This window comes from Caballeronia sp. J97 (assembly GCF_905220305.1).
In the GTDB taxonomy this organism is placed as follows: domain Bacteria; phylum Pseudomonadota; class Gammaproteobacteria; order Burkholderiales; family Burkholderiaceae; genus Caballeronia.
The window spans coordinates 116,667-143,063 of record NZ_CAJMZL010000017.1; the positions used below are offsets into that span (position 1 = coordinate 116,667).

General features: G+C 56.3%; 23 protein-coding genes. 6 read left to right on the forward strand and 17 right to left on the reverse strand.

The genetic code is table 11. The annotated features are described in order from the left end of the window. Positions 1-484: 484 nt before the first annotated feature. Together U4Y90_RS36175 and U4Y90_RS21615 are read left to right on the forward strand one after the other, a co-directional pair. Positions 485-862, forward strand: a complete 378-nt coding sequence (locus U4Y90_RS36175; RefSeq protein ID WP_415749397.1) for an EamA family transporter — start codon at positions 485-487, stop codon at positions 860-862. 133 nt (positions 863-995) lie between these two features. Next, entirely contained in the window at positions 996-1,949 is a 954-nt protein-coding gene (locus U4Y90_RS21615) for a LysR family transcriptional regulator (protein ID WP_321797563.1), read from the forward strand. A 168-nt stretch (positions 1,950-2,117) separates the two neighbouring features. Here the strand turns inward: U4Y90_RS21615 and U4Y90_RS21620 are convergent, their stop codons facing one another. From U4Y90_RS21620 to U4Y90_RS21640, 5 genes are all read right to left on the reverse strand, one after another. Next, complete coding sequence (locus U4Y90_RS21620) at positions 2,118-3,341, reverse strand: CoA transferase (RefSeq protein ID WP_321797565.1); 1,224 nt, start codon at positions 3,339-3,341, stop codon at positions 2,118-2,120. Positions 3,342-3,606: 265 nt separating this feature from the next. Further along, positions 3,607-4,377 carry an enoyl-CoA hydratase/isomerase family protein gene (locus tag U4Y90_RS21625; RefSeq protein WP_321797567.1) on the reverse strand — a complete coding sequence of 257 codons (771 nt, stop codon included), beginning with the start codon at positions 4,375-4,377 and terminating at the stop codon, positions 3,607-3,609. Further along, positions 4,374-5,192: a 2-ketocyclohexanecarboxyl-CoA hydrolase gene (badI, locus tag U4Y90_RS21630; protein ID WP_321797568.1), complete on the reverse strand. Its 819-nt coding sequence runs from the start codon at positions 5,190-5,192 to the stop codon at positions 4,374-4,376. Before badI ends, U4Y90_RS21625 begins: the two co-directional genes overlap by 4 nt. 5 nt (positions 5,193-5,197) lie before the next feature. Continuing rightward, positions 5,198-5,965, reverse strand: a complete 768-nt coding sequence (locus tag U4Y90_RS21635; RefSeq protein WP_321797570.1) for a glucose 1-dehydrogenase — start codon at positions 5,963-5,965, stop codon at positions 5,198-5,200. A gap of 95 nt (positions 5,966-6,060) precedes the next feature. Then, positions 6,061-8,082, reverse strand: coding sequence for an NADPH-dependent 2,4-dienoyl-CoA reductase (locus tag U4Y90_RS21640; protein WP_321797572.1), 2,022 nt, complete (start codon positions 8,080-8,082; stop codon positions 6,061-6,063). Between the two features lie 320 nt (positions 8,083-8,402). Between U4Y90_RS21640 and U4Y90_RS21645 the strand changes: the two genes are divergently transcribed. Further along, positions 8,403-8,927: a MarR family transcriptional regulator gene (locus U4Y90_RS21645; RefSeq protein WP_321797573.1), complete on the forward strand. Its 525-nt coding sequence runs from the start codon at positions 8,403-8,405 to the stop codon at positions 8,925-8,927. Positions 8,928-9,300: 373 nt separating this feature from the next. Here U4Y90_RS21645 and U4Y90_RS21650 read toward each other — a convergent pair whose 3' ends face one another. The 10 genes from U4Y90_RS21650 to U4Y90_RS21695 all read right to left on the reverse strand — a co-directional run bounded on the left by U4Y90_RS21650 (position 9,301) and on the right by U4Y90_RS21695 (position 22,525). Beyond that, positions 9,301-10,299, reverse strand: coding sequence for a D-glycerate dehydrogenase (locus U4Y90_RS21650; protein ID WP_321797575.1), 999 nt, complete (start codon positions 10,297-10,299; stop codon positions 9,301-9,303). A gap of 204 nt (positions 10,300-10,503) precedes the next feature. Then, positions 10,504-11,295 (reverse strand): IclR family transcriptional regulator, encoded by a 792-nt coding sequence (locus tag U4Y90_RS21655; protein ID WP_321797577.1) that lies wholly within the window; start codon positions 11,293-11,295, stop codon positions 10,504-10,506. A gap of 221 nt (positions 11,296-11,516) precedes the next feature. Beyond that, entirely contained in the window at positions 11,517-12,695 is a 1,179-nt protein-coding gene (locus tag U4Y90_RS21660) for a porin (RefSeq protein WP_321797578.1), read from the reverse strand. A 207-nt stretch (positions 12,696-12,902) separates the two neighbouring features. Continuing rightward, a complete protein-coding gene (locus U4Y90_RS21665) occupies positions 12,903-14,786 on the reverse strand; it encodes a TRAP transporter large permease subunit (protein ID WP_321797580.1) in 1,884 nt (627 codons plus the stop codon). A gap of 64 nt (positions 14,787-14,850) precedes the next feature. Beyond that, positions 14,851-15,774: an SMP-30/gluconolactonase/LRE family protein gene (locus tag U4Y90_RS21670; protein WP_321797581.1), complete on the reverse strand. Its 924-nt coding sequence runs from the start codon at positions 15,772-15,774 to the stop codon at positions 14,851-14,853. 170 nt (positions 15,775-15,944) lie between these two features. Beyond that, the gene (locus U4Y90_RS21675) at positions 15,945-17,396 is read right to left on the reverse strand and encodes an NAD-dependent succinate-semialdehyde dehydrogenase (RefSeq protein ID WP_321797583.1); all 1,452 of its coding nucleotides are present in this window, start codon (positions 17,394-17,396) and stop codon (positions 15,945-15,947) included. Positions 17,397-17,680: 284 nt separating this feature from the next. After that, entirely contained in the window at positions 17,681-18,484 is an 804-nt protein-coding gene (locus tag U4Y90_RS21680) for an HpcH/HpaI aldolase family protein (protein WP_321797585.1), read from the reverse strand. Positions 18,485-18,583: 99 nt separating this feature from the next. Further along, complete coding sequence (araD, locus tag U4Y90_RS21685; protein WP_321797620.1) at positions 18,584-20,311, reverse strand: L-arabinonate dehydratase; 1,728 nt, start codon at positions 20,309-20,311, stop codon at positions 18,584-18,586. A gap of 162 nt (positions 20,312-20,473) precedes the next feature. Beyond that, positions 20,474-21,496 carry a TRAP transporter substrate-binding protein gene (locus U4Y90_RS21690; protein WP_321797586.1) on the reverse strand — a complete coding sequence of 341 codons (1,023 nt, stop codon included), beginning with the start codon at positions 21,494-21,496 and terminating at the stop codon, positions 20,474-20,476. 54 nt (positions 21,497-21,550) lie between these two features. Continuing rightward, positions 21,551-22,525, reverse strand: coding sequence for a dihydrodipicolinate synthase family protein (locus U4Y90_RS21695; RefSeq protein ID WP_321797588.1), 975 nt, complete (start codon positions 22,523-22,525; stop codon positions 21,551-21,553). Between the two features lie 526 nt (positions 22,526-23,051). Here U4Y90_RS21695 and U4Y90_RS21700 point away from each other — a divergent pair. Further along, positions 23,052-23,363 (forward strand): hypothetical protein, encoded by a 312-nt coding sequence (locus tag U4Y90_RS21700; protein ID WP_321797590.1) that lies wholly within the window; start codon positions 23,052-23,054, stop codon positions 23,361-23,363. A gap of 48 nt (positions 23,364-23,411) precedes the next feature. Beyond that, a complete protein-coding gene (gene ligD / locus U4Y90_RS21705; protein WP_321797592.1) occupies positions 23,412-24,191 on the forward strand; it encodes a non-homologous end-joining DNA ligase in 780 nt (259 codons plus the stop codon). A 147-nt stretch (positions 24,192-24,338) separates the two neighbouring features. Here ligD and U4Y90_RS21710 read toward each other — a convergent pair whose 3' ends face one another. Together U4Y90_RS21710 and U4Y90_RS21715 are read right to left on the reverse strand one after the other, a co-directional pair. Then, complete coding sequence (locus tag U4Y90_RS21710; RefSeq protein WP_321797593.1) at positions 24,339-25,481, reverse strand: hypothetical protein; 1,143 nt, start codon at positions 25,479-25,481, stop codon at positions 24,339-24,341. Beyond that, positions 25,478-25,978, reverse strand: a complete 501-nt coding sequence (locus U4Y90_RS21715) for a DUF4365 domain-containing protein (RefSeq protein ID WP_321797594.1) — start codon at positions 25,976-25,978, stop codon at positions 25,478-25,480. Before U4Y90_RS21715 ends, U4Y90_RS21710 begins: the two co-directional genes overlap by 4 nt. A gap of 146 nt (positions 25,979-26,124) precedes the next feature. Here U4Y90_RS21715 and U4Y90_RS21720 point away from each other — a divergent pair, with 146 nt between their 5' ends. Next, positions 26,125-26,352 (forward strand): hypothetical protein, encoded by a 228-nt coding sequence (locus U4Y90_RS21720; protein ID WP_321797595.1) that lies wholly within the window; start codon positions 26,125-26,127, stop codon positions 26,350-26,352. Positions 26,353-26,397: the final 45 nt, after the last annotated feature.

Genomic DNA, 26,397 nt, shown 5'->3' on the forward strand with positions numbered 1-26,397 from the left:
CGGCATGCCGTACGCGCCGCCGTTCAAATTTCTGACGTTCCGCTATGGCCTATCTGCTGCATGCTTCCTGATATGGTCTCTATCATTCAACGTCAGGTTCCCGACGGAACGAATGCAGTTTGTTCACTTGTCCGTTGTCGGAATAATGGTGCAGGCCATCTACCTGGGTGGCGTCGGGCAGCCATCAAAGGACGAATGGGAGCCGAGCTAACATCTCTAATTGTGGGCTCGCAACCGGTTTTTACCGCCGCGTGGATGTCGAGCCGTGGCAATCAGATGACTTCGGTGCAATGGTTCGGCATTGGGCTCGGATCTGCTGGCCTACTACTCGTCGTTAGCCAAAAGTTGCATGTCGGGGAAGTTCGTCTCCCGACCGTCATATTCGCCGTCACGGCTTTAACTTCCATGACCATAGGGACTTTGTATCAAAAGCGATTCATCAAGCAGTGTGACGTGAGGACGGCCAGCATCATCCAGATGGCTGCTGCGGTTTATCGTGACACTTCCTCTTTGCCTCCTGGAGACAGAAGGATTCTCGTGGTCTCAACACGGCCACCTAAAATATGAACTCCTCGGTTCGATGACGTGGTCCGTGTTTGGCATGACTCTCGGTGGCAGTTCGCTTCTGTACATGCTTATACATCGCGGTGTTGCGACTTCGGTCACAAGTCTGTTCTATCTGGTTCCACCGACGACTGCTGTGTTTGCATGGTTGTTGTTTTCAGAGCCGATATCGCCGACCACCGTGATCGGTCTACTGATAACCGCCGCGGGGGTCAGCCTGGCAACGAACCCTCGATTTTCGCACATAAAGCGAAAAAGCAGCGTAACCATCAGGAGGAACTCCGACAGCGATGCCTGAACGAGTTCTCCCACATGAGGCGACTTTTTCGAGCGGAAATACCCAAGGCCGGCCGATGCACTGATATGCGTCGCTGCCCCCGCACAAATCTAGAACCCCAAGCGCCATATTACCAGCAGGATGCGAGAAATAGATGGATATGTTGCAACATATGCGTGTCTTCATGCGTATTGTTGAGGTTGGTAGCTTTACCGCCGCCGCCGAAGATCTCAACGTCACAACAGCTTACGCGTCCCGTGCGGTCTCAAGCCTTGAAGCGCACCTACAGACTCGTCTTCTAAACCGCACGACGCGCAGATTGTCGCTTACCGAAGCGGGCGAGCGATATTTTCAACGCATCACGCAGGTTATCCCGGAACTCGATTACGCTGAGGCAGAGGCACGTAATGCTTCTTCTCAGCCATCCGGCAGGCTGAAAATACAGGCCCCAACCGGCCTTGGTCATCATTATGTGGTTCGCGCTATCAGTGAATATCGAAAGCTTTATCCTGACGTGGCTATTCAACTTACGTTGGCTCAAAGATTTCCCGACCTGATCGAAGATGGTTACGACGTTGCTCTCGTCGCGGCGGTCTCTCTCTCCGATTCAAATTTGGTTTCCCAAAAGATCGGAACCGCGTTCAGTATAGCCTGCGCCTCTCCGAGCTATCTCAGAGAGCGTGGAGTTCCGGCTAGTCCGCAAGACTTATCGGGTCACACATGTTTGCGCCTTAACTCACCTGTCTTTCCGATGAACGTCTGGACGTTTGACGGCCCCCCCGATGCAAATACTGTTCACCTAGGTCCCTCAGAGTTCGAGGCCAATACCACGGAGTCGCTCGTCGAAGCCGTTCGGCATGGGATGGGCATTGGGCTCATACCTATCTACGCAGCCATGGACGCACTGCGCAATCAAGACATAGTCTGGGTGTTGCCGGACTACCGATCGCAAGAAATGAGTCTGTACGCGCTTTATCTTTCCCGGACTTATATCGACGCAAAGATTCACACTTGGGTTCAATACTTACGACAAACGTTGCCGACGCTACTAGCCGAGGAACAGCGCGAGGCATATCGCTTCGCGCAAGCCAACCAGTACACGGCTTGAGGTGCGCTTTAAGACCGACCAAGCTCGTCTCGGCGCCGCGCGCTTTCACGTTGTTCGCTTGATCGCGGGGGGCGTTTCGGTCCAGTAGCAATAACCGCAGGGCAATAGGCTCAATTACCCTTGTGCACATCGGGCACAAGGGTTTGCGTCCTGACCGCGAGGAGCGCCTCAGCTGTGCTGCTGAACAACGGAGTCCCTAAGGAATCGGGAGATCTCGTGCTCACTGTAACCAAGCTGTTCCATAATCGTAGCGCTATGTTCGCCGAGCTGGGGAGCTCGACGTGGCACGACCTTGTCTACTCCAACGATTTGTATTGGGCTGCTGACGGTGTGCGTTGCATACTCGGTGGGTTCGGCCAGTGGCACGATGATGTCATTCGCGTACATTTGCTCGTCGCGAACCACTTCTTCAATTACCTGCACAACGCCGTATATGACTCTCGCTGCGTCAAACGTCGTTTTCCAATATTCAAGCGGCTGCTGGGAAAATGCGTGATCCAAAAGCTCCACCAGCGCAGTTGAGTATATCGCCCTTCCCGTCGCATCCTGGAAACGGTGACCCTCAAGCAACGGTGATAGTTGCATCGCGCTGACCAGGTTGGTCCAATCCTTATCCTGTAAAAGGACGAGCAGAAGCCACCTGCCGTCGGACGTCTGATATGAGTTGAAAAGCGCGTTCTGCGGTGCACCGCGTGACTGTGAGCCATGGATCCGCGCGCCGTTTAAGCCCCCTTCGATCCACACTGCCGACGCCCACGCGCCCTGAGCAATCAGAGATGTAGTTACATGACTGCCTTTTCCCGTTTTTTCACGACGGTAAAGACCGGTGACAATAGCCGAGTAAAGTGTGCTTGCGGTCGCGTGGTCACCGATACCTGGAATCGGCAACGTCGGCGGACTATTGCCGTCGCGAGTAACATGCATCAGCCCGGAACGCGCCCAATAGGCGGTGCCATCGAAGCCAGGCCGATCCGCCTCCGGTCCTCGAGTACCGTAGCCGGTGAGATCTGCGTAAATCAGTCGGCTGTTCAGCTCTGACAGCTTTTCGTAGGACAGGCCCAGCTTTTCGCGTACATTTGGCGGGAAATTAACGACCACCACATCGGCCCATCGAACCAGGCGCTCAACTACGCCGGCGGCTTCAGCAGACTTGAGATTGAGCGCGAGGCTTTTCTTGTTCCGATTGGTCAGCTGCCATGGATAATTTTCCTCGCTGACTGGATTCGATGCCGATCTGTAAAACTGACGATATGGGTCGCCGGTCCCCGGGGGCTCCACTTTAATGACTGCTGCGCCAAAATCCGAGAGGATCGTCGTCGCGGCCGGTCCCGCGATATAGCTGGCGAAGTCCACCACCTTCAGGCCGGAAAAAGTGTTCGTTTGATCTTGCATGATGTCTCTGATGCATGACCGACCAGACAGCGACACGCCGGTCAGGGTGGGCCTTCGGACGGTGGACGATGTCGGATATCAGACTGTCACCATCCGGAAGGCGTTGAAAGCGCGCGGTGGTGGGAACACCACGTACGCGCCGCATCGGACGGTACCCGCGCAAACAGATGGAATAGCTTCTTCTCGAGGGTCGGCCAGGCTGAAGGAGATTGGGGAGCTGATCTCCCAGCCTGCAAAAGCTAGGTACCTAGGCTTTTTTCCTGAACTACCGGCCCTGGAATTCAGGAGCCCGTTTCTCTACGAAGGCTTGCATGCCCTCGCGCGCATCGCTCGTTTCCACGGCTCGAGCGAATAGTTTTGCCTCCAACTGCAGCCCTGCCTGGATGTCGAGCGTCGACGCGGCTTTCACGGCTTGTCGCGCGAGATGCACCGAGGCGGGATATCCGTTAGACACGGTGTGCAAGTAACGGATACCGATCTCGACCGCGTCTCCTTCCGGCACGACGTCATCGACAAGGGAAATTTGATGTGCCTCGTCCGCCGAGATCGCTCGCCCCGAAGTAATCATTTCCAGTGCTTTTTCGGTACCGACAATCCTCGGCAGACGTTGCGTGCCGCCATAACCCGGGATAAGCCCGAGTTTAATTTCCGGCAGCCCGAGCTTCGCCCCCGAGATCGCCACACGATAAGTGCACGCCATGGCCAACTCGAGGCCTCCGCCAAGCGCAGGACCGCGGATTACCGCAACGCTGGGAAGCGGTAGGTCCGCAAGTTTGGCGAACGCTTGTTGTCCGAAATCGGCGCCACCGCGATGTTGCTCGGGAGTTCTTCCGCGCAGTTCAACCACGTCTGCACCTGCGCAGAACGCGCGGTCGCCCGCGCCGACGACAACTACGCCGGCCGCGTGAGATTCCCTGATCTCGTCGATAGACCGGGAGAATTCCTCAAGCATCTGGAAGTTCAGAGCGTTAAGGGCCCCCGGCCGGTCGACGGTTACCACCGCGACGCTGCCGACAAAGTGCAGACGGATTGTCATGGGTTGTTTCCTCCGTCCTTCTCGCCCTTACCTTGATAAACCTCTCGAAACCTTGGCTTACGCTTTTCAAGGAACGCTCGCACGCCTTCTTGAGATTCGGCAGTCTCGTAGTACATCGACAAAGCTTGCATTCCCTGACCAGCAATTCCGCGGATCGAATCAGAGTCTGCATTGAAAGACCGCTTGGCAATTGCCAGCGCCGTAGGACTCATGGCCAGGATTTCCTGACACCACTTGTCGATCTCAGCATCCAATTGATCGTGCGGAACGACTGCATTCACCAGGCCCATATTTAAGGCTTCGGCTGCGGTGTATCGGCGGCACAGATACCAGATTTCACGCGCCCGCTTCTCGCCTACAACTCGGGCCAGCAGCGCCGTTCCGAATCCCGGGTCGACGGAGCCAACTTTGGGGCCAACTTGGCCCAACTGCGCCTTATCTGACGCGATGGCCAAATCGCAGCACGTAACGAGTACGTTGCCGCCGCCAATTGCATACCCGTTGACTCTTGCGATAACAGGCTTTGGGCAATCCCTAATTGCGCCCTGCAACTCTTCGACCGGCAGGCCGATAATGCCCCGACCGTCATAACCGCCGTTATGAGCGGACTGGTCGCCGCCGGTGCAGAATGCCTTATCGCCCGTCCCGGTCAGCACGACAACGCCAACGGCCTTATCCCATGACGCTGCATTCAGCGCGCTGATGAGCTCATCGCAGGTTTTGCCGCGAAACGCATTGTATTTTTCGGAACGGTTGATCGTGATACGAGCAACGCCATCGCGAACTTCATAAAGAATGTCAGTGTATTCGGACATGTTATTCACCCATGCATCGTCAAACCGCCAGAGACGCTGATCACCTGGCCAGTAATAAAATTCGCATCGTCGCTGGCGAGGAATGCCACTGCGCCGGGGATGTCGTCGGGCTGGCCCAGGCGTTTGAGCGGAATAGCCCGCTTGAGCCCTTCGTAAATCTTCTGGCCAAACTCGCCCTCTCCGAGGAAGGACTGCAGCAAAGCAGTATCAGTCGGACCGGGGCAGACAACATTGACGTTGATGTTGTTCCGCGCACACTCACGCGCGATGGTCTTACTGAACGCGATCACTCCACCCTTACATGCAGAGTAGACAGATTCACCCGAAGACCCAACTCGGCCTGCATCCGACGAGATGTTGATGATCTTGCCCTGCTTCCGATTCGTCATGAAAGGGAGGATTGCATGGTGCAAGTTCAGCGGGCCCAGAAGATTGATAGCAATCACCTTCTGCCAGAAAGACGGGTCCGTTTCGAGGAACTGCATGGCAACGTCCCAACCAGCATTGTTGACGAGCACATCGATGCCACCGCGCTGAGCAGCCACTTCCTTCATTGCTTTCACGACGGCTTCGTGACTTGTAATATCGAGCTGAACAGGCGAGATATTTGCGGCGTGCGCTTCAAGTTCGCGACCGAGCGTCTCAAGCGCGTCAGGATTCACGTCTACTGCGACGACGAAGGCGCCCTCCTCCAAAAACCGGCGAACTAGTGACCTACCGATACCGCCGGCAGCGCCAGTAATTACGACGACCTTTTCCTTTAAACCTCGCATTTCCTTTCTCCAATAGGACAACTTACTAACTGATGCTTGGCCCGCCATGTGAAAGCGCGCGTCAAACTGTTTGTATCCGGCCTACGCGATGGGCCTCACAAGCTCACCGCCAATCGAGTCGCTTGCTCAATCGCTCGCAACGCGTCCAGTTCGCTGGCGACATCCGCCCCTCCGATAATCAGTGGACTCAGTCCGAGCTCGGTTAGACGCTCAAAAAGATCACGATTTGAATTCTGGCCAGCGCACAGAACAACGTGATCAACCTCTAGGAGGTGCTTCTCGCCTTCAACTGAGTAGTGGAGGCCCGAATCGTCAATCGCCTCGTAGACGGCTCCGGGAATCATGGCGACACCAGCGGTGCGAAGCTTCGCTTTCAGGATCCACCCGGTCGATTTTCCGAGCCGTTTGCCAAGAGGCTCATTCTTCCTTTGAAACATCCAGACTTTTCGCTTCGCCTTCGTATGTTCGGAAAGAGCTGTAAGTCCGCCGGCTTTGACGTTCGTGGGATCGACGCCCCACGCACGGAAAAATTCTGTTGCCTCAAGTGACTCGCGCGACTCGCCCAGCAAATACTCAGCTACGTCGAATCCGATCCCGCCCGCACCGATGATTGCCACTCGTTGTCCAATCTGTACCTTGCGGGTCAGGACGTCGATGTACGACACAGCTTTCGGGTGGTCCGCACCAGCCAGGTCAGGAATGCGAGGGCGAACACCCGTTGCAACTACCACTTCATCAAACGCTGCCGCGGCAATTTGCTCGGCGCTGGCTCGTACGCCCAATTGCACGTTCACGCCGAGCCTGTCGATACGCGTGCGAAAATACCGCAGCATTTCATGGAACTCTGCTTTGCCCGGGACAGCCTTGGCCAGGTTTAACTGCCCTCCGAGCTCGGGGTCCGCTTCATAAAGTGTGATTTCGTGCCCTCGCTCCGCCGCATTGATGGCGAAGCTCATCCCGGCGGGCCCACCTCCAACGACTGCGATACGCTTAGGTTCCGTGGACCGACCATCGGGGAACTCGATTTCGCGGCCCGCCCGGGGATTTACGAGACACGTAGCTGTCCGCTCCGTGAAAATACGGTCCAGACACGCTTGATTGCACGCAATGCAGGTGTTGATCTCATCGGTAATGCCGAGGCGCGTTTTCTTGGCAAAGTCGGGATCGGCCAACAATGGCCGCGCCATGGAAACCAGGTCAGCCACGCCAGAAGCAATCAGTTCCTCAGCAATCTGCGGCGTGTTGATGCGGTTGGAAGCCATCACCGGGATTGACACGGCAGACTTCACGTTCCGGATCGCCTCACGCCAGACAGCGCGTGGCACTGTCGCCGCGATAGTAGGCACTGCCGATTCGTGCCAACCGATCCCAGTGTTGATCACGTCCGCGCCCGCTGCTTCAACCTTGCTCGCAAACTCTGCAACCTCGTTGCCCGTTGCACCACCTTCAACGAGGTCGATCGAAGAAATCCGATAGATGAGAATCGCCCGTTTACCAATACACTCGCGTACTGCGCGGATCACCTCAAGCGGGAACTTGATGCGCCCCTCACAATCTCCGCCGTATCCGTCAACGCGATGATTAGTGCGCTCGGCAGTGAACTCGTTAAGAAGGTAGCCTTCCGAGCCCATAATCTCTACGCCGTCGTAGCCAGCCTCAATGGCGAGGGCTGCGGTCCGCACGAAATCAGACACCGTACGCTCGATATCCTCCACGCTCATCTCGCGGGGGGAAAACGTGTTGATGCGCGCCTTGCCTGGAGACGGCGCGACGCATTCCGGCACTTTGGCGTACCGGCCAGCATGGAGAATCTGGAGAATGATCTTGCCGTTCGCTTCATGTACCGCCCGTGTCACTACACGGTGTTCTTCGAGCTGCGACGGGCTATTGAATAGCGGACCGCCTTCTTCCATGACGCCTTCGGGATTTGGTGAGAAACCGCCACTCAGAATCAGTCCGACTTCCCCTTTGGCTCGGACCGCATAAAACGCCGCGAGACGCTCGTTTGGCCGATCGAGAGTTTCGAGCCGCGTGTGCATTGCGCCCATGACCATCCGATTCGACAGGACGACTTCGCCGACTCTAATTGGTGTAAGTACCTTCTGAAGCATCTCCATTTTGTCTCTCTAGGTGTGTTGCATGAGACAAGCATATGCAACCCCGCAAACTACGTCAAGTACATGACGTATTTTTTATTACGCACGACAATGTTCTGGCACGCGACTACCTCATTGTTCTGGTAAAATATCAAGTAGTTGCTATAGGTAACGAGGGTAAATACCGGTAGTTCTGACGAGCCGAGAATATCCGTTGCGAACTGGGCATTCCAGCGAGTGCCGCTTAGACTCGACATGGCACGTAGTAAGGAATCGTCGAGCATCCGCAGCGCTTTATAATTGCAGAATGCGCAACAGTGTTGCTGAGCCGGGCCCCATTTATGACCAAATTTGACCCTTCGTACGAAGAATCGGTTTCTTCGATCCATAATCGCCTTTTCTTCAGACTTTTCCAAGCGGGCAACACGCTCGACCGACAGACAACGAAGACCCTTGGCATTACAACTGTGCAATGGGCTGTCCTAGGCGCGCTTTCGCGCCCGCAGGCATCTGAAGGAATGTCGTTCTCTGATCTGGCGGAGTATCTGGTCGTCAGCCGGCAGAGCCTTGACGGCGTAATGAAGCGACTAGAACGAGACGGACACGCCCATCGCATCACCGACACTGCGGACAGGCGCGCGAAGAATGTCGTACTGACAGAAAAGGGACGAACTTTCTGGGAGGCCCTCCAGCCCAAGATCTACGAGTTCTATCGGCAGTCGCTCGAAGGCTTTCGTTTCGACGACAAAGTTTCGCTCGTCTATTTTCTTAACCGCCTCAACGAAGGTATGGGCGACGTCGATCTTGAAAAAGAAAACGTCACTACCCGTACACCCGGGTCGTCCCGAGCAACCGCTCACAAGTGACATCGACAGACTTTGTAATTCGTCCGACCGGCTCGATTCCGCTACACTGGGAATCGGCATTCCGGTGAAGACCGCGAATGCCAACCTTATCGCTTAGTGAGAACATGGACGGATCAAGACCACTCATCGCGCCGAATGGATTGCGCGGCCTCGCTCATCTCCTGTAGGGCGTAGGCCTTCGTAGGCAGTGCTCCGGCCCAGCCTTGCCCGAACGACAGGTACAGCCCTGCGATCTTCGACACGGAGCACGCGACGCATCTTGCGAGCGACCGCCATTTCGCAATTACTTTGCGGCCTGTCGGCGCAAGCCCTGGTCAATGACTAGGAGGCGTACCGCCGGCGATCGGCAGGATGCGTTAACGCGACTGTCGCTTCAATCATTCCCACTGCACCGCTGCAGGACTTGCGGATTCAATGGTGTCAGCGGTTTTCCTTGCACCAAGTAGCCGATCAGGTTATCGGCGGCAAGGTGTGCCATTGCCTTACGGGTGCGAATCGTAGCGCTCGCGATGTGAGGCGTGAGAACGATGTTGGGCACGGCGAGTAAGTCCGGGTGGACACTCGGCTCCCCTTCGAACACGTCTAGTCCAGCGGCCGCGATCTTCTTCTCGCGCAGAGCGTGGGCAAGCGCGGCATCGTCGACAACTCCACCACGCGCGATGTTGATCAAATTTGCGGTCGGTTTCATCAGACTCAGCTCAGCCTCACCAATACAATGGTGCGCCTGAGCTGAGTATGGCAGGACGAGCACAAGGTGATCGGCTTCGCGTAGCAACTTCTCTTTACTGACGAAGCTCGCACTACAGGCTTGCTCAAGATGAGATTCAAGTTGCGAACGGTTGTTATATAGGACTTTCATGCCGAACCCGTGAGCACCGCGCTTCGCTATCGCTTGGCCAATGCGTCCCATTCCCAGAATACCCAACGTGCTCCCATGAACGTCCGAGCCTGCAAAAAAGTCGATACGGCCCCGGCTCCATTTTCCAGCTCGAATATACTGCTCACTCTCACCGATACGGCGAGCAGTCGCCATGAGCAATGCAAATCCAAAATCCGCCGTAGTTTCTGTCAGAACGTCTGGCGCATTAGTCCCAAGCACGCCGCAAGCCGTCATTGCGTCGAGGTCAAAGTTGTTGAATCCGACCGCGGTATTGGCGACGATTTTCAGGTCGGGACATTGTTCGAGCAATCCTGCATCGATCCGTTCCCCACCGCTTGTAAGAAGGCCGGCCTTTCCTTTCGCGCGCTCGCAAATCTGCTCGAGGCTCCATGCGACGTCTTCTTGGTTGGCTTCCACTGAAAAATGTGTGCGCAGTTTATCGAGCACCTCAGGGAAAATCTCGCGCGTAACAAGGATCGATTGTCTGTTCATATCGTCGCTCTACCAACAAAAAAAAGGGAAAGGGCAGGCGAAGATTCTGAATACCTCGCTCACACCTCTAGTTAGAACTCCAGGATTCAGGGGTCAACGCTTCGTACTTGTTGCACCTAGGACGCGCCGTGCTTTCGGAAGCCACGACCATCTTGAGGTCCTTTTCCGTCAGCTTCGCTTTCACGGCTTTGACGCTTCGAAGGTTCAAGACGGTTCACCCAAGCAGGCGGCTTGACTCAGCTCCGCGACAGCGGCAAGCAGGTGCGGCAATGCCTCCTCGATGAAGCTCTCCATCGTGGTGTCGCCCGCCTGATTCGTAACGCTTATAGCAGCAACGGCCTCTCCCGCCTTGTTAAAGACCGGCGCAGCGATGGTTCTTAGACCAAAGGCGTTCTCACCGTCCGAGGCGGCCCAACCTCGCGCTCTGATTTCGCTAAGCTTTTTGAGCAGTTCGTCCACATCTGTGATCGTTCTCTCCGACAGACGGCGTCGATCAGAGCGCTCCAGAACTTCCCGTTGGTAGTCCGGTGGTTCAAATGCCAAGATCGCTTGGCCGAGCGCAGAAGCATAGATTCCGATACGGCTTCCGACGTTGCGATCCAGATTGCGTCCAAATGTGGCCTGGGCGCGCTCCACGAAGACAACGTCGGTCCCATCGAGCATTCCAAGCGAAGCAGCGTCTGCCCCTTGAGCAACAAGCTCTGCGACAATCGGGCGGGAGAGGTCCTTGAGGTTCAGGTGCGCCAAAGCGGTGTAGCCGAGTTCGAGACATTTGAGCGTCAGTCGGAATCGCTTCGTCCCGGACACAGGGGTTATGTATCCAAGCTCGCGCAACGTGTGCACAAGACGGAAGGCCGTCCCTCGATCCAGATCGGTGCGAGTCGCAATCTCTGAAATAGTGAGTTGGTCGTTTCCGGGAACGAAGGCCCGAAGCACTGCAAAGGCCTTAACGACTGAAAGAACTGCATTTTTTGGATTGGCCGGCGTCTGGCTCACAGTCATCTCCCAAGTGCTCGGATTGCGAGCGAACGTTCTGTTTCCGAACATTACCGATCGCGTGACTCTTATGTCAAGATCCGAGTACCTGCGTAGCCGCTAATTATGTAGCGACAGCGACAAGTTCGGGCAGAGTATCGAGACCAACTCTTTCGATCGGATGCGAGTGGGCTTCCCAACGCCGATGCGGCCGTCATCCGAGCCGTGACCTAGCGCAAAATTCAAAACCTGTGCCGCAACGCTATGCGCGCAGCGAACTGGTGGTTGTTGGTGGAGTCTCCAATATTGCCGATATCGGCTACAGCCGCGGCACCTGTCGACGACGTACCTGATGCACGTTGATAGGTGCCTTCAACATAGACATCCGTGCGCTTGGAAAGCAGATAATCACCCAACAGTGCGACTTGGTTGTAGTGCTGATTGCCCACAGTCTGGCCGTTGGTCTGAGTTACCCCCGCGCCGTTGAGATAGTCGTAAGCAGCGGCAAATGATAGCGCTGGCGTCGCTTGATATCGTGCAGTAACGTCGTAATTGTTGAAGCGCGCCATTGCACCACCGAACGTCCCACCCAACCCTGCAAACTGGATATTGGTCCACGCACCCGTAACGGTCAGTCCACCGATGGTGTAGCCCGCCCCCGCGCCCACGACTTGCCACGAAGATGCACTGGAGTAACCGCGATTCAACGAGTTCGCAAGGAAAGATGCACCATTGGCGTTATTAGTGAATAGCCCCGAACCTGGCGTAGCCGATGTCGGGTTTTTGAAGTATGCAAACCCAGCGCCGAGGCTCAACGGGCCATTGGCGTAGGTAGCGCCCAGCGAATACCCGCTGTTTCCCGTCACGTTGCCCGGCTGACCGCCTACGCTGTATTCACCACCAAAGGTCAGGCCAGCATAGCTCGCGCTCATGTAGCGGATCGCGTTGTTCACGCGAAGCGAATTTCCCGTGTTGTCGATATCGCCAGGGTGAAGAAACAGAACCGATCCGGCCTGCTGCGACCCACCCGAGGTAAAAGGCTGCAGAAAATAAGTGATCATGTCGTACTGGCGACCGAGCGTCAGACTACCAAGCTGACTGCTACTAAGCCCAACGAACGCCTGCCGTCCGAGAAACGTTCCACCTTGCGCTGACTGCCCGTTATTCAGATTAATGCCACCTTCTAGTGTGAAGATCGCCTTCAGCCCGCCCCCAAGGTCTTCTTTTCCCGTGAAACCCCACCGGCTACCGCTAATACCGCTGGTCGAATCGAGTGCAAACCGTTTGCCGCCTGTCGGTCCTCCTACGTTATTCACGAAGGTGAGTCCCTCATCGAGGATGCCATACAGCGTCACGCTACTCTGGGCATAAGCGCACGGCATCGCCAACATGAGAGACGACAACGTCAAGATTTTTTTCATGCGATATCCTTATATAATCACGTCGATGTTTTTAGGCATACTACATAATGTGTAGATTTCATTTAGATGCGACGTCATCGATATCTCGATAGCGTTCACACGCGTCTTACGCCGTATTATCTTCTTTACTATATTCTCGGAGCAGAGTTTAGGGCGTCACGTTTTATATCTGTAAAGCAACCCAGCTCCGAGACTTTGAACTCTTCCTCATTTCGGCAAAAAACCTGTCGACAGCCATGGCACGACTGCGACGAGCACGGTTCCGGCCACCAGCGCCAGCATGTAACCAATAATTGGCCGCATGCCCTCGTTCGGATGGACACCGCTGATTGCGCATGCGGCGTAGTAACCAACCCCGAACGGCGGCGCAAACAAGCCGATGCCCATGGACAATACGACGACCATCGAATATTGCACTGGGTTGACACCTAGTTGGGCCGCAATCGGGAACAGCAGAGGCCCAAAGAGCACAATAGCTGGGATGCCTTCAAGAACACTGCCAAGGACGATGAACGCTAGAATCGAAACGGCAACGAACGTTAATGATCCTCCCGGCATGGTCGACATGACTTGCGCGAGTTGCCCCGAGAATCCGGAACGCGTCAGCGACCATGCCATGCCCGTTGCTGTACCAATGATCAAGAGGATCGCGCCCGACAACGCGGCCGTTGCGACAAGCGCTGACCAGACACGCCGGAGCTCAAATCGACGATACACAACCAGTCCTATCAGCGCGCAGTAGACGATGCCAATCGTCGACACCTCTGTGGCAGTGGCAATGCCCTCGACAACTGCCGCACGGATGACAAAGGGCAGGATCAATGCTGGGATGGCGACGACCAAACTACGGCCCACTTCACGCAAACTCGCTCGCTCGACGACGGCCGTGTCAGCACGTCTTCCTCTCCACCACACGACTGTTCCGAGTGTCGCCGCGAGCACGAGTCCTGGCACAAGACCTCCCGTAAATAGAGCTGCAACGGAAATGCCTGTTACCGAACTAATCGTAATGAGCACGATGCTTGGTGGAATAGTTTCGGTCTGAGCACCCGTGGCAGAAAGAAGCGCGACCATGTCACCGTCGTGGGCTCCGCGCTTTTTCATCTCGGGAAACAGCACGGGCGCAATCGCCGCCATGTCTGCAGTCTTCGAGCCGGAGATGCCAGACACAAGGTACATCGCGCCAATGAGCACGTAGGAAAGTCCGCCCCGTACGTGCCCGAGTAGCGAAGCTAAAAAATGGACCATGGCCTTCGCCATGCCGGTCATCTCCATCAGCAGCCCAAGAAACACGAATAACGGTATGGCCAGCAATAGAATCTGCGACATTCCTTCGTCCATACGGCTGACCACCACCGTCATCGGTGTCGAAGTTGTGAGGGACAAGTATCCGAGTGTCGAAAGGCCAAAAGCGAAAGCGATCGGTACACCCGAGAACACCAGAAGAGCGACGACGCCGACGAAAAAAATCAGCAGATTGGCGTTGCCTAAACCCTGAAGCCATGGCTGAGCGAGGCACAAAGACGCAATGATGAGACCAACCACGCCGAGTGCTGCCAGCAGCATGCGCCAATTTGAGACGACAACCAGCTTGAAAAGCGCGGAAAGAAACATCAATGTGACGCCACAGGGCAGCGCTGCTGCCCGCCATACGTCAGATATTCCCAACGAAGGCATCGTCACGCCGGCCTCCTCAGTTGCAAACTCGAAGGTTGGGTAGGCAAGAATAACGAGGAATACGCCGGACGCGACGATGGCGACGAGTTCGAGAAAGGCTTTCGTACGCGGCGATGCATTATTAACGACAGCGGTCATACGCATGTGCGAAGATCGTCTAAGGGCGATGACCGACCCCAGCATCACCAGCCATACGAACAGAGCAGACGCTAGCTCGTCAGACCACGTCAACGGTTGATGAAATGCATAGCGGCTGGTGACGCCGCTGAACAGTACGATGATCTCTGCGATGACCAGCATTCCTGCCGGAACTTCCGACACGTACCCGATCGACCTGTCAAGAAATTCGATGATGCCTCGATGGCTGCGAGGTTCATCTGCCGACTCAGCGGCTTGGCTATATAGCTGTGTCATTTGTCTCCATCCTTTTGCTCAGTTTTTGGCTCCGCACGGGCTTTCTGCAAAGTGAGTTCATTTATTAGGCAAGCGTTAGCCCAGCTCGAGGCCAAGGCGCGGCAAGCAAATTCCCGTATCCTGATAAAGTAATGAATGCGGTGCGCCGATCATCGCCACCAAAGCAAATGTTCGTACAGAAGCGTTCAGGCGCCTCATGAAATTCGGTGAGTTCGCCGGTCGGCGAAAAAACGCTGATACCACCTCGAACAAACGTCGCCACGGCGACGTTGCCGCCCTCTTCAACGGCAAGCGAGTCAAAGCGCTGATATCCTGCCAGCCCATGTACAAGGCGCCCCCCATTAGGGGATGGCCAAGCTTCCTGCTTGAGAAAGCCTGGTTCCATTACGTCATACGCCCAGAGACGGCTGGTTTCAGTTTCACTAACGTAAAGCGTCTTGCCATCTGGAGATAGGCCGACGCCATTGGGCGTAAGTACGGGATACGCTGCACGTCGGATCGTCGATCCGTCCATCCGGGCGTAATAGATTGCCCCCCGCATAATTCTGTTTTCGAAAATCTTTCCGAAATCTGAAAACCAAAAGCCGCCGTGTTTATCAAAGACGATGTCGTTGGGCCCGTGCAATGGCTCACCATCGCATCCGGTGTAGATATCGTCGACTTTTCCTGTCGCAAGGTTCACCCGCTGAATGCTACCCTTTACATAATTTGCAGAGGGACCGATAGGGCGCGTAAATCCGCTTTCTGTATGCCAAGCAAAACCACCGTTGTTGCATACGTAGACGTGTCCATCGGGACCAAGTGCCGCGCCGTTCGGCCCCCCTCCGAGGTCCGCAATGACCTCTTTATGGCCATTTGTCTCAATGCGAGTCAGCGTGCCCGCTGCGATCTCGACCAGGATCACGCTTCCATCGGGCATCGCGATTGGACCTTCTGGGAATCTCAGACCCGTCGCCATAAAGCTACCGCCCAATTTGCGCTCAATCATTCGTAAAGCTCCTGACAACGATCGCTCGAGGTGCCGACGACGCCATTCGTGTGGCGGCTACCGAACTTGCTTGCTCGACTCGCTAGTGGGCCGTTGCACGGGACACGCTGAGTTGGCTGAGAAGAATGTGTCGACCAACAGTCGACCTTGATCAACTGTTCGCAGCCCTACTACCACTCGACCGAAATGTACTGCGTCTGCAGGAATTCCATCAGACCCTCATGTCCTCCCTCGCGGCCGAGTCCGGACTGCTTCATCCCGCCAAACGGCGCGGCAGGATCGGAAACAACGCCTCGATTGAGACCGACCATACCGAAGTCGAGTTTCTCGGAGACTCTCAAACCACGTTTCATGTCTCGCGTGTACACGTACGCGATAAGGCCGAATTCAGTCTTGTTGGCGAGTTCAATGACCTCCGCCTCCGTGCTGAACGTCTGCAAGGCAGCGACGGGACCGAAAATTTCTTCGCGTACCAGGTTGGCTGAAACCGGGACATGCGTGAGCACAGTGGCAGGATAAAAGAAGCCCTTTCCATCAGGTCGCTTCCCGCCCGCGGTGACCTTAGCGCCCTTCGCGATGGCGTCCTCTACCAGCTCTTGCACTTTGTCGCGAGTATCTCCGTTGACAAGCGGCCCAAGCGTTACGCCGTTCTCAAGACCGTTACCCATCTTGAGGGCATTCATTCTTGAAGAGAGCTTCTGAGCGAACGCATCGTGCACAGACTCGTGCACATAGAAGCGATTCGCCGCCGTGCAGGCTTCGCCTTGATTACGCATCTTGGCGATCATGGCGCCGTCGAGTGCCTCGTCGAGGTCTGCGTCCTCAAAAACAATGAAGGGCGCATTGCCACCAAGCTCCATTGCCGGCCGCACGACGTTATCAGCCGCCTCGTGCAGAAGCTTGACACCTACCTCCGTGGAACCAGTGAATGAGACCACGCGCACGCGCATATCGTGGAGCATGCCGGAAACCACGGCCCCCGACCGTCGCGACGGTACAACGTTGACCACACCCGCCGGCACACCGGCTTCCTGCAGAAGTGGCATGAGTGCCAGCATGGTAAGCGGGGTCTCGGATGCGGGCTTGAGAACCACGGAGCAACCTGCTGCAAGCGCCGGAGCGATCTTTCGAGTCGCCATCGCAGCCGGATAGTTCCAAGGCGTCACCAACACGGCGACGCCCGCCGGCCTATGCTGAACCACGATACGCGCGCCGGATGAGGGGGCGCGGGAGAGCTGCCCCAAGTTGCGAACGCCTTCTTCACCGAACCACCGAAAGAATTCGGCGGCATAGGCAACCTCGCTGCGGGAATCGGGCAACGCCTTGCCGTTTTCCAAGGTGATTAGCCTGGCAAAGCGTTCAGCGTTGGCGGTGAGCAACTCGAAAGCGCGACGAAGGACTTCGCAGCGCTCACGTGGCGAACGCGCAGCCCATTCGGCAGCAGCGTCGGCCGCAGCATCGACAGCCGCTGCAGCGTCATCAACGGTGGCGCTCGCTACCGACGCGATGACGTCCTCGGTTGCCGGATCCAGAACGTCAAAACGCGATTTGTCCGAGGACTCCCGCCATTGGCCGCCGATCCAAAGTTCGGTCGGAATATTGGCGAGCAGATTTTCGTACATGAACCACCCCTGAATTGTTTACTGGTTCAGATTTGCTGAAAGCGGCATTGATCTCGAGATTTCGTCACCGCGAACGAGGACTCTCGGAACTTGGGTCGTCATCCGCAGCGACTCGCTCTAACCACGCTCTCATACATCATCTCGTGATGCGTTGCGCCCCTACCAAAGGCGCAACGTACGAAATGCGCCGCTACACGCCTGAACGTACACGCATCGTCATCCTTGAATACGTGACGGGCCGTGCAACTTCATTCCGGTCAGTGCGATCGAGCGCAACCGCCCTTTCACTTACGAAAGCCCAGTGCTTCGCATTTGCGCGTTACGTCCCGGAATGCATGGGTGATCATGATGCCGTCCGTCAGATACCAGAAGATGCGGTGCTGCGGGTTCGCCTCCAGCTTTCTGCTGACGTCCTCAACTGAGCTGGTGAACTGCATCACCTTGACTCCATTGGCTTCTGCCGCCTTAATCACTCGCTCGTTCGCTTCAACGATGATCGGGTCGGCACAGACGTCCCCAACGCTTCGCCCCTTCGTCGGCAATCCGAGCGAGAACGCAAGGTCGTACGGGCCCATCTGCACGAGGTCGATTCCGGGTACCGCCAAAATCTTCTCGACGTTCTCCAAGCCTTCCTTCGTTTCGATCATCACGCCGATTACAACATCGGTACTTCTGCGTTCGTAGTCGTCAAGGGGCAAGCTCAAGTAATGGCCTTCTCGGGTCTCCGGGCACACGCCACGCTCACCGATAGGAGGCATCCGCACGTACTTGACGATCGACTTCGCTTCCTCCTCGCTGGATACGCGGGGGAAGTGCACACCTTCGACGCCGATATCGAGCACGCGGATGATCATTCGAGGGTCGACGCCCCACATCCGGACTAGGCTCGGCAGATTGACAGACTTGCCTGCTCGCGCAAGCATGGCAATCTGCGAGGTCTCATAGGTCGAGTGTTCAAGATCCGGAATCAGGAAGTCGAAGCCTGTGTATCCGAGCACTTCAACGATTTCAGGGCTGGGGAACTGCATAAACGTTCCCAGCGCGAACTCATTGTTCTCAAGGATTTGTCGCAAACGATTCGTCGCCATGGTTTCCTTCCAGTCAGTGGTTGAATAAGACAAATTTGAAATTCGCAGTACGAATCTCTTTTGCTAGCGGATTTTATAAACTGATCCAACCCGAGTCATTTAGTGAATCTCGGGCTCTGGTACCGTACCGGGGGCCTGCAAGAAGTCGAGGTCGCAGCCACTATCGGCCTGGCCAATGTGCGCGGAGAACATCGCTCCATAGCCCCGTGGATAAATACGTTCAGGAGGCGTCCACTCAGCCTTTCGTTCTTCTAGCTCTTCGTCTGATACTACGAGCCGAATGCTGCGCGCCGGTACGTCGATTTCGATCAGATCACCGTTGCGGACAAGCGCGAGCGGTCCGCCGATAAAGCTCTCCGGCGCCACATGCAGAATGCACGCGCCATAGCTTGTTCCGCTCATCCTTGAGTCGGATATACGAACCATGTCGCGTACACCTTGCCGCACGAGCTTGGTCGGAATCGGCAGCATGCCCCACTCCGGCATTCCGGGTCCGCCTTTTGGGCCCGCATTTTGCAAAACGATGACGTGATCGGGGGTAACGTCGAGATCCTCGCGGTCAATTTCTGCCGCCATCTCGTTGTAATTGGCGAAAACTAGCGCGGGGCCACAATGCTTATGCAATCGGGGATCAGCCGCCGATGGCTTCATTACACACCCGCCAGGAGCAAGGTTGCCACGAAGGACAGCCAAGCCTTCCGCTGACGAAACGGGGTTCTGAACGGTACGAATAACGTCATCGTTGTAGACCGTTTGATCTTGCAGCGCGTCGCCCAGAGTTCCGCCTAGGACATTCTTTTGAGAGAGATCCAGGCGATCGCTAATCCTTGTAAGCAAAGCCTGCAAACCGCCCGCATAGTAAAAGTCCTCCATGAGGTACTTCCCGGACGGCCGGATGTCTGCTATTACGGGTATATCTCGCGACAACGCATCAAAACGCTCAAGCTCAAGCGGGATGTTTGCCCGGCGCGCCATCGCAATGAGATGAATGATCGCATTGGTGGAACCGGCTAACGCAGCGCTCGTCACGATAGCGTTGTCGAACGAAGTGGACGTCAGAATGTCGCTGGGCTTCAAATCTTCCCAAACAAGATCGACTGCACGCCGGCCACACTCCGCTGCCATACGGCGATGATTTGCATCCGGAGCCGGGATCGAGGACGCACCTGGAAGCGACAAGCCGAGGACTTCCGTGAGTGAGGTCATCGTCATGGCCGTGCCCATCGTCATGCAGACACCGTCCGAGCGAGCGATACCTGCTTCCATCTCACTCCAATCGGCGTCGCTGATCTCGCCTGCCCGCTTTTCGTCCCAGAACTTCCAAATATCGCTACCTGAGCCCAATATCTTGCCGCGCCAGTTCCCGCGCAACATGGGTCCTGCCGGCATAAAAATCGCGGGAAGATTTGCACTAATCGCGCCCATCACAAGAGCGGGCGTAGTCTTGTCGCAGCCGCCCATGAGCACCGCACCATCGATCGGCAATGAACGCAGCGACTCCTCTGCCTCCATTGCCAACAGATTCCGGTACAACATGGTGGTGGGCTTGACGAAATTCTCTGGCAATGCCATCACCGGAATCTCTACCGGAAAGCCTCCGGCCTCAAGCACCCCTCGCTTCACGTCTTCGACGCGGTTCTTAAAATGAGCATGGCAGTGTGCGAGTCCGCTCCAGGTATTTAAGATTGCAATGATCGGCTTTCCGGCGAAGTCGATCATGTCCAAACCCATTTGCTTCATCCGTGACCGCTGGCTGAAGGAACGAAGATCGCTGACTCCAAACCAGCGATGACTTCTCAGTTCCTCAGCCGTTTTCCGCTTCTTCATGACCTTAGTACCCTTATCAGAATCCACCGCGAGATCGCTCGTAGACCGCATTACCTCAATCGGGACGTCAGGCGTGGAAATCGCCTACGACGCGCAAATCGGGTCACGCTGCCGATCCCTTTCCACTTTCTTGGGCTGTATTGACCGACGACTGGTCGCCTGTCACGCCCCGAGGGGCCCTGTGTACTTCTCAATCTTGGCCCATGCCTCAGGTCCAAATTTCGCCTTCCAGTCCTTGTAATAGCCAGCGCTCACGAGCTTTTCGCGAAAAGGTGCTTTCGTCGGATCGCTTACGACCATTCCTTTCGATTTCAACTTCGCCTCCGCTTCGCCGCTCGCCCTAGCAAACTCCTTTTGCTGACGCACAGCTGCGTCCTCGAGGTTTCGCTGTACTACTGCCCGCACGTCCTCGGGCAACTTGTTCCACGTCTTGTTTCCGGCCATGAGCCAGAGGCCCTCCCAACAATGAGAGGTCTTCGAACAATACTTTTGGACCTCCGCGATATTGAGCGACTCCAAGAATATGAGCGACCCTTCCATGCCGTCAGCCACCTTTGTTTGCAAAGCGCTGTAGACTTCGCCGACGGTGATGGTCGTAGGGGACGCACCAAGTGCCGAGAACATCGTCGTGTACAGGGGACTTGGAGGAATTCGGATCTTCACGCCATTAAGATCGGCTGGAGTGGCAATCGGCTTGGTGCTGGTGGTGATCTGTCGGAACCCGTTATCAATCATCTTGAAAGCAGTAGCGCCGGTCTTATTTAGTGCTTCTTTGATGTATTGACCGAGGTCGCCGTCGAGTGCGGCCCAAAGCGTCTTGTAGTCGTTGTACGCGTAAGAAAGACACGGCGTGCCGGCCACGGGAACAACGGTGTACAAGAACGACGACGAACTAAGCGCGAAGTCGATTGCTCCCGATCTTAGTTGAGTGAAAACGCTCTGCTCGCTACCAAGAGCGCTGTTTGCCAAATACTCGATCTGGACGGCTCCGTTGGTTTCCTTCTTAATCGCTTCGATCGCGGCAACAGTAAAGGTCGATCCCGGATGGGTGCTCGGCAGCGGTGAGGCCATCGTCATCTTCCAAACCTTTTGCGATTGTGACCAAGCCGGTCTTACAAAAGGGGCAGAAACCGCTGCGGCCGCCAGAGCCTTGCAAAGTACCCTTCGCTTTGTCATATCAGTCATGTCGTCTCCTAATCGTTCTGTTATCTGCCCGCCGCGCTGCAGCGAATCTGGGATCTAGCCGTGCTCCGCATCTTTAAAATACTTGTCTACGATGCGTCTGATTTGCTCGGTGGCTTCGAGTGAAAATCTAGATACATGCCGTGTGCTGCCCACGTTCTCGCCTGCAAGGGACAGCGCTTTCTTGACAGCAGCGGGGGCAAATCCGAGTGCATGAAGTTCGGCGCGAAGGGCTGACACGACGTCCTGTGCCGCGAGCGATCCTTCCGAATCGCCAGCCTTGAAGCGGCTCCAAATCAAATTGACCGAGTGCGGCACGAGGTTGGCAAGGCCGGAAACGCAGGCGGAACACCCAGCCATAAATCCTTCACGAGCTAGATGATCGGGGCCGCTCATGACTTTAAAGTCGGGACTTTCCTTGGCCACGTCTAAAAATCTGGCAATGCTGTCCCAGTCTCCCGAACTGTCTTTTATTCCACGGATATTGCCGTGTTGCGCAAGTGTCGCGACCGTCTCGGGTTCTAGTCGATTCTTGGCGAAAGGCGGGATGTTGTAGAGGTAGATCGGCTTGTCAATCGCATCGGCAATGCGTGAGAAGTGCTCCACGAGTTCGTCTTGTCGAAGCGGCACCAACCACGGCGTGATTACCGAAATGGCGTCGACGTCAAGCGCCGCCACGTCTCTACCCAGAGCGATCGTCGCAGCCGGAGTAATCGCGCCAACATGAGCGACCACAGGAACCCGACCGGCAGCAGCTTCCACACACTCTCGCGCAAGGACGAATTTCTCCGCTGTGTGCAAAGAAAAGAACTCGCCGTTGGTCCCTCCACAGAAAATCCCATTTCCGTAGCTCACTTGACGCTCGACCTGGCGCCGCAACTCAGGCACCGACAAATCGCCAGTGGGGGAAAAGGGCGTCACGAGGGCGGTCAGCACCCCTTCTAGTCTTGTCATTCCAGCCTCGTTGATCGGATAGCGAACTTTTGTTGCGAGACAGACGTAACGGTAGTTCACGGTATTGGGCGCTGTCAAGCTTGAGTCGCCACGGGCAATCACCGATTCAAGGCGCATTTTTTAGTTGAATAATCACGCATGCTCGCGCGAGTGTATACTTGATTTATCAAGCATTTAAGGCGGTGAAAACCCTACCGCCTGCCATTTCGGTCCGACGGTAGCCAAACGCCCGCGCGTTTTGCCTACTTATTTTTACTTGCTTTTTCAAATAAATACGATATCTTCCACAGAGCGTTGCATCGCCCGCGACCCCTTGGATAAGGAATCGGTGCCGTGGGCGCCCACGGGGAGCCCGTAAGCCGCTTGACGTCTGGTTTCATGACAAAAGGTCCTTGATCGAGCACGCTGCGCCGATCAGACGGTGGCTACATTTGACTCAAGGGCGATGCTCCGAACTGCAGAAGAGAGCAATCAAGCGGCGAAGATTTCCCCGCACAGAGCGACGCCGCTTGTACTACGAAGCAAGCCACGCAGCCATAACCTACACTCCAGTTATCACGCGTGCCGCCGTCAGACAGCGCCGCGTTCAACCCGGGAGAACAAGATGCCTTCAATTCGCCTCGCAGCAACCTTCCTTGCCGGAAGTGCGCTCTTCTTCGCGGGAGCGGCGACGCCAGCAGGCGCTCAGCCAACGGATAGCGCGAGTGCCCCATCAGCAAAACAATTGCAGAAAGAACAAAAGAAAGCGGATAGGAAAGCTCGGCGCGCCAAGAAGAACGCGGAGCTTAGCGAGCTTGAGAAGAATGGCTACCAGCCTGCTGGCAACCAAGTGGACTATCCCAATAATTATCAGAACGCCCAACGGAAGGCGGACGCACAAAAGGCTGCAAAGCCCGCAGCCACCTCTGCGCCTTGACGGCGCCCGTCAGGTGTGCAATCGAAATTGTGACGAAGCGCTGCGAGAATGTGTCGCTTCGTCGGGCCGCTCGTGCGCGCGCCTGACTGTATCGCGGGCGAACTGTTTTTTCAGAAGCATTTCGAGCACGCCCGCATTCCCGGCGTAGAAGAGCTGCCCGTGAGTGTGTATCCGGGACACAAGCCGCTGCTGGTCGCCAACACCGCCGATGCGTTGGTTGGCCTGGCTCAGATGAGCGTCGTTGAGATTCACTCATGGAACGGCGTGGCGCCCGATCCCGCGCATCCCGATCGCGTCATCTCTGACCTCGATCCCGATCCCGCCTTGCCCTGGACCGTGATGTTGGAAGCAGCATCACTCGTCAAAGTCGTGCTCGATGAACTGGGTCTTCGCTCGTTCGCAAAGACTAGTGGCGGCAAGGGATTTGACATCGTCGTGCCGCTCGCTCGTCGACAAGAATGGGACGAGGTGAAGCTCTTCCCGCAGGCGGTCGCACAGCAGATGACGCGCCTCGTGCCGCAGCGGTTTTCGGCCGAGCTCGGTCCGAAAAACAGAGTCGGCAAGATCGTTATCGACTATCTGCGCAATGGCCGAAGCGCCAGTACCGTGGCCGCGTTTTCGGTGCGCGCCCGTCCTGGCATGGCGGTATCGATGCCGATATCGTGGGATAAGTTGCAGGACGTTAAAAGCGGTGACCAGTGGACGATGGCGCAGGCTGTCCACCGACAACGCACGCTTGGAGCGGACCCACGAGAACGCTACTGGCGCACGCGACAAGGCATCACCGTCACAATGCGCCGCGCGGTCGGCATAAAACAATACAAATAGCGCTTTTTCATGCGGACCGATCTGAACTCGGCGAACATATGTCTCCAAGATCGCGGGAATAAGCTTCCGGCGCGGAGCTACCTACTCATTTGGCAGATCGCATTGCCCCTCGGCCACCAGCCCGGCCGCGGACCAGCGTGACGTGCGCTACAGCAGCTCGTCGTTATTGATAACGCGGAAGCCGCGCGGGTCCACCAAACGGGCCGCCCGTGCGGTTATACGGACGTCGCCATGGCAACGTACGAGGTGCTTGTTGAAGTGTGCGAGCACTGCCTGCTGATACTCTTCTTTACCGAGCGCGACGGCGATATTCCTAGCTTGGCCGTCAACGCTTGCATTGACGGTGACGATGCCGGTATCGTTTGCCGAGGGGCGGTCTAGCCTCTCGACCGATCCAGTGATGGTCCGGTCGTAGAGCGTAAAGTCTTCCCGTTTGTAATACATCGCGGCTTCCGCAACCCGCTCAACTTTGTCCGGATCGAACACGAACCGGGCGGGTGGTGTCGGCACCGAACCGCTGCCCGCCGAGGCAATGACGACTTCAAAACCGCGCTTCTTGTCCGTGCCGCTCAGTCCGACGAGCGCATCGCACAGGTTTGCGCTTGCGCCATTCCGAACCGCCTCGTCCAGCGCATGCTTCCTACCGCCCGCGGCAATCTTGTCGATCGCCTCGTCGAGCGCGTACAGGCCGGACGCCAATGTAGCCGTCACAATGTTTCTAGCCGGTATTAACGGCAAGACCAACTGCGTCGTGTCTTGCAGCGGTAATGGCGCGATGACGTTCACTACATAACTTCCCACCTCCGTCTGACCCAAGCGCAAGGACCGCAGATATTCCAACGTTTCGTCGGGCTTGCGCCCGGTGTACTGACTACGCTTTGATGTCGAAGCGAATGCCGCCGCCTCGATCAAATCGCGAACTCGTTCATTCAGCAGAACGCCGTCGTCGAGCGGGATGGTCCCTCCCTCGACATCAAAGTGGAAAACGCGAACCCGAATGCGATCAGCGAAGTGTCCAACGACGTCTGCAACGATGTCAGCCACGGCCCGCCCCTCAAAATCAGCGATCGAAAGGACGGCATCGACAAGGCGGCTGGCGAAATCTCTGGCTCGTTGTCGAAGTGATGGCAGTAGAACCTCTGCGTCTTCCTGCTCCGCCTCCGGACGATGCCAAACGGAAGCAATCTCGCCTAAGTCGGCGTCCTTCCGCCACCCGCGCAGGTTCAAGTAGGCCGCCAACTGATCCGGCGTTATGTCGGCGAGCCGTTTGAGCAATTCATCGCGCCTCATCGCTCGCTCTCCGAATAGCTCGCAAGCATCATCAGATCCTTGAGGGCCTCCGTAGTGAGACGCTGCGATAGCGGCACGCTGACGGTAACGGTCGAAGTATTGGCGGTATCAGGCAGGTCTCTAAGGGAGACATAGAAACAAGCATTGTGCAGACTCATGTGTTCTGGATGATGCTGCACCCACTCCGTAGGCTCTTCGGGCACTAACAGCACGGCGAGGTACCGCGGACAGATCAGGTTGTCGCCGCGCAGATCATCGTAGTTCTTTCGAGAAAGCGGGTAGCGAATGACGCTGCCAGAAACGCAGTCGCGTGACGTGCTCTTCAGCTGGAACTGCAACTTTGGGTTGCGAACGCGCCCGCAAAAACCGCGACCACTCAGTTCGAGGTCAACGCTGTCATCGTCAACATCGAGCTGAGATGGATTAAACCCAGCCTGCGCTGCGATCGCGCGCACGTACGCCACGTTGAACTGTTCCTTTTGCTTCCCACTATCCACCGTCCGATCCCCTCGTCGGGCATTGTTTCAGATTATTGCGGGCACCGCCCTCCATTGCCCGGCGTCATTGTAATGGGCGTGCCGTGCCTAATCCATCGGTCTTGGCGGCACTTAAGTTCGCTGACGCGCTGCCAATAAGAGCGAACATGGACTACTTTATCGGAAAATACCAAGCCCGCGAGTTGTACGAATCTGCAAAGAGCGCGGCCGAAATCACCGTTGCCGCCTCGTTCGACGCGCCCTTCGATAAAGACAACACGGCGCATTGCATCGCCTTTTTTCGGAGTTTCGATGCGCTGCTCGCTGACGACGAGCGCATGCAATTCCACGGATGGACCGCCGAACAATTGATTCGGTTCGCCTACGGTGAGTGAGGACACTCGCGCTGTGGGCGCCGCAGCAAGCCGATGGGCTCTAAC

Excerpts from the sequence above, each read along its gene's own strand:
- U4Y90_RS21615 (WP_321797563.1), top strand. The coding sequence starts at position 996 with ATGGATATGTTGCAACATATGCGTGTCTTCATGCGTATTGTTGAGGTT.
- U4Y90_RS21620 (WP_321797565.1), bottom strand. The coding sequence starts at position 3,341 with ATGCAAGATCAAACGAACACTTTTTCCGGCCTGAAGGTGGTGGACTTC.
- U4Y90_RS21625 (WP_321797567.1), bottom strand. The coding sequence starts at position 4,377 with ATGACAATCCGTCTGCACTTTGTCGGCAGCGTCGCGGTGGTAACCGTC.
- badI (WP_321797568.1), bottom strand. The coding sequence starts at position 5,192 with ATGTCCGAATACACTGACATTCTTTATGAAGTTCGCGATGGCGTTGCT.
- U4Y90_RS21635 (WP_321797570.1), bottom strand. The coding sequence starts at position 5,965 with ATGCGAGGTTTAAAGGAAAAGGTCGTCGTAATTACTGGCGCTGCCGGC.
- U4Y90_RS21640 (WP_321797572.1), bottom strand. The coding sequence starts at position 8,082 with ATGGAGATGCTTCAGAAGGTACTTACACCAATTAGAGTCGGCGAAGTC.
- U4Y90_RS21645 (WP_321797573.1), top strand. The coding sequence starts at position 8,403 with ATGACCAAATTTGACCCTTCGTACGAAGAATCGGTTTCTTCGATCCAT.
- U4Y90_RS21650 (WP_321797575.1), bottom strand. The coding sequence starts at position 10,299 with ATGAACAGACAATCGATCCTTGTTACGCGCGAGATTTTCCCTGAGGTG.
- U4Y90_RS21660 (WP_321797578.1), bottom strand. The coding sequence starts at position 12,695 with ATGAAAAAAATCTTGACGTTGTCGTCTCTCATGTTGGCGATGCCGTGC.
- U4Y90_RS21665 (WP_321797580.1), bottom strand. The coding sequence starts at position 14,786 with ATGACACAGCTATATAGCCAAGCCGCTGAGTCGGCAGATGAACCTCGC.
- U4Y90_RS21670 (WP_321797581.1), bottom strand. The coding sequence starts at position 15,774 with ATGATTGAGCGCAAATTGGGCGGTAGCTTTATGGCGACGGGTCTGAGA.
- U4Y90_RS21675 (WP_321797583.1), bottom strand. The coding sequence starts at position 17,396 with ATGTACGAAAATCTGCTCGCCAATATTCCGACCGAACTTTGGATCGGC.
- U4Y90_RS21680 (WP_321797585.1), bottom strand. The coding sequence starts at position 18,484 with ATGGCGACGAATCGTTTGCGACAAATCCTTGAGAACAATGAGTTCGCG.
- araD (WP_321797620.1), bottom strand. The coding sequence starts at position 20,311 with ATGAAGAAGCGGAAAACGGCTGAGGAACTGAGAAGTCATCGCTGGTTT.
- U4Y90_RS21690 (WP_321797586.1), bottom strand. The coding sequence starts at position 21,496 with ATGACTGATATGACAAAGCGAAGGGTACTTTGCAAGGCTCTGGCGGCC.
- U4Y90_RS21700 (WP_321797590.1), top strand. The coding sequence starts at position 23,052 with ATGCCTTCAATTCGCCTCGCAGCAACCTTCCTTGCCGGAAGTGCGCTC.
- ligD (WP_321797592.1), top strand. The coding sequence starts at position 23,412 with ATGTGTCGCTTCGTCGGGCCGCTCGTGCGCGCGCCTGACTGTATCGCG.
- U4Y90_RS21710 (WP_321797593.1), bottom strand. The coding sequence starts at position 25,481 with ATGAGGCGCGATGAATTGCTCAAACGGCTCGCCGACATAACGCCGGAT.
- U4Y90_RS21720 (WP_321797595.1), top strand. The coding sequence starts at position 26,125 with ATGGACTACTTTATCGGAAAATACCAAGCCCGCGAGTTGTACGAATCT.